Origin of the sequence: Flexithrix dorotheae DSM 6795, assembly GCF_000379765.1 — a bacterium.
GTDB lineage: Bacteria > Bacteroidota > Bacteroidia > Cytophagales > Flammeovirgaceae > Flexithrix > Flexithrix dorotheae.
The window spans coordinates 1-2,201 of the sequence record NZ_KB903518.1 but is presented as its reverse complement, the minus strand read 5'-3'; the positions used below and the strand labels follow the sequence as shown (position 1 = coordinate 2,201).

Genomic DNA, 2,201 nt, shown 5'->3' with positions numbered 1-2,201 from the left:
TTCGGTATGAACCTTACTGGCATCGAGAAACAAGGTAGTCCTGACCACAAGTTCCAGTACAACGGTAAGGAGAAGCAAGAGGAGTTCGACCTTAACTGGTCCGACTATGGGGCTAGGATGTATGATGCCCAGATTGGGAGGTGGCATAGTACAGACCCTCTTGCAGATAAGTACCCTTATGCTTCCCCTTATATTTATGTGGTTAACAATCCTATTAAATTGATTGACCCTGATGGGATGGAGGTAGATATAAGTAGCCTTACCAAAGATAAAGAAGGGATATATACATTAGTAAATTTAATATTAGACTTGAGCAACATAACTGGGTTAAGCCTTAATGTAAATTTCAGTGATGGAACTATTAATGAAAAGGAGGACAAGATGGATGAAAGTCAAAGAAGTGGTAGTGGAAAAGCTAGAAAGCACTTAAGACATTTAATGGGTGAAGGGGGAACAATAAAAGTTTCATATGGAAATGATACGGAGCGAGGGTCTGAGGGATCACCTAATGGTAATGTTGTATTAGATAATTTTCAAATAGACGCTAATATCAAAGGTTTAGAAGATGAAGGTTTAAATGGATTGTCAGTTGGATATGGAATGACTTTTTTACATGAATCTTTACATACAGACTTTGGTGCCTCTCACTATGGAAAAAAAGAAAGATTTTATGACCATGTTCAAGACAGATCTGCTTTCGATTCAAGCGAACCAGGAAATGCTATAAACCAAGTAAATGAATATAGGGACGAATTATTACTGCCAACTCGGCATTCCCATTTTAGTGATATTCATTTTAGAGCCTTCACTTTTGGGACGCCTTGGAAACAGGAGGGTAAAATGATTTATGTAAATACTCCTTCAATATGGTCTACAAAGAGTTATAGGGAAGAGAGGCGTTCAAAAATATTTAAAACCCCATTAGGTCAAAATTTATTAAAGCAGTCAGGAAATGAATAAAATATTAATATTCTTTGTAATAACCTGTTTTTTTAATTGTACAAATACTGAAAAACATCACCTTATTAAGGAGGAACAGTTAATGTATAATAGGGCGATAGAGCATTTAAAACAAGATAAAGAAGTCATCATGTTTGCGGAACAATTAAATAGTATTAATAATGGTCATGTCGTTATGGAAGTATCAAATAGAACAATAGTACCTAATTTTATTTATTTTAGTGATACTATCACTTATGAAAGTTATGGGGTAATAGATCCCAATAGGGACTTAAGAAACTTTGTATTTGATTCACTGTATGAACTAAAACACAGTCTTTCTAAACAAATACAACCTAAAACACTAAATGATTTAGAACGGTTATCATCATCAATACCTTCAAACATATTAGTTGCTTTCTCAGAAATACTTGATGGAAATACTCTCTATTGTGAATTGTTATATAAAGACGGTCTTAAATATAGTATTATTGATAATAAGTATAGATATACAGGTACCACGCTGATATACTTATTTTTATTTGATAAAAATAAAAAACTTACTCAAGTTTATAATAATCGTTCTAATACATGAGAAAAGCCTCACTGGTACAAGAGTTCAGCGAAGCATCTCTTGTATCCAAAATCAGTGCAAAGGCAGATAGCAGAACTCTTCAAGACTTCGGAGGGTTAAGGGAGAATCATCCGTTTTTCAGCAGGTGGCAGGCTTTGAGCCTGTTATCTGCTGAAAAATGATCCAAACAAGCTTCGGGGGCTTATCAGGGCTACCCGGCTGCTTTGTGCGGAAGGGGGTTGGATGTTTGTTTCCTTCAAAAAACACCGATGGCTACTTACTCTAACTTCAGGCGTTTTTTAAATACTTCCGGACCTCTTTTATGGTGGAGTACAGCAATAATACCCACTTCTCTGGCAGGTTCATCTATTTCATAAAACAGCGCATAGGGAAACTTTTTGAGCGACATTTTACGAATCTCTGCTTCTACTTTTCGGTAAAGCTCGGGATTGCTTTCCAATAAAACTTTAGCTTCTTCTAATTTGAGGGTAAATTCTATTCCCAACCCCTGTTTTTGTTCTTCATACCACTCTACAGCCTCCTGAACATCCTCAAAGGCTTTGTGGGAAAAAATTACCTGATATAATTCCATCTATTTTTGATACTTGGCTTTTAACTCCTGGATTACTTTTTCTGCTGAAACTGCTTTATCCCTGTTGGCTTTAAAATCGGCAGATCGCTCCTGAAG

General features: G+C 35.9%; 4 protein-coding genes. 3 read left to right on the top strand and 1 reads right to left on the bottom strand.

The window, feature by feature from the left end; all coding sequences use genetic code 11:
• The 3 genes from A3EM_RS0139410 to A3EM_RS47920 all read left to right on the top strand — a co-directional run.
• The coding region (locus A3EM_RS0139410) for an RHS repeat domain-containing protein (protein WP_169513475.1) at window positions 1-960 on the top strand (960 nt) is incomplete at its 5' end.
• Entirely contained in the window at window positions 953-1,534 is a 582-nt protein-coding gene (locus tag A3EM_RS0139405; RefSeq protein WP_020533748.1) for a hypothetical protein, read from the top strand. The genes A3EM_RS0139410 and A3EM_RS0139405, both read left to right, overlap by 8 nt.
• Window positions 1,531-1,695 carry a hypothetical protein gene (locus tag A3EM_RS47920; RefSeq protein ID WP_020533747.1) on the top strand — a complete coding sequence of 55 codons (165 nt, stop codon included), beginning with the start codon at window positions 1,531-1,533 and terminating at the stop codon, window positions 1,693-1,695. The genes A3EM_RS0139405 and A3EM_RS47920 overlap by 4 nt, the downstream gene beginning before the upstream one ends.
• A 95-nt stretch (window positions 1,696-1,790) precedes the next feature.
• Here the strand turns inward: A3EM_RS47920 and A3EM_RS0139395 are convergent, their stop codons facing one another.
• Entirely contained in the window at window positions 1,791-2,105 is a 315-nt protein-coding gene (locus tag A3EM_RS0139395) for a type II toxin-antitoxin system RelE/ParE family toxin (protein ID WP_020533746.1), read from the bottom strand.
• Between the last annotated feature and the right edge of the window lie 96 nt (window positions 2,106-2,201).

Excerpts from the sequence above, each read along its gene's own strand:
- A3EM_RS47920 (WP_020533747.1), top strand. The coding sequence starts at position 1,531 with ATGAGAAAAGCCTCACTGGTACAAGAGTTCAGCGAAGCATCTCTTGTA.
- A3EM_RS0139395 (WP_020533746.1), bottom strand. The coding sequence starts at position 2,105 with ATGGAATTATATCAGGTAATTTTTTCCCACAAAGCCTTTGAGGATGTT.
- A3EM_RS0139405 (WP_020533748.1), top strand. The coding sequence starts at position 953 with ATGAATAAAATATTAATATTCTTTGTAATAACCTGTTTTTTTAATTGT.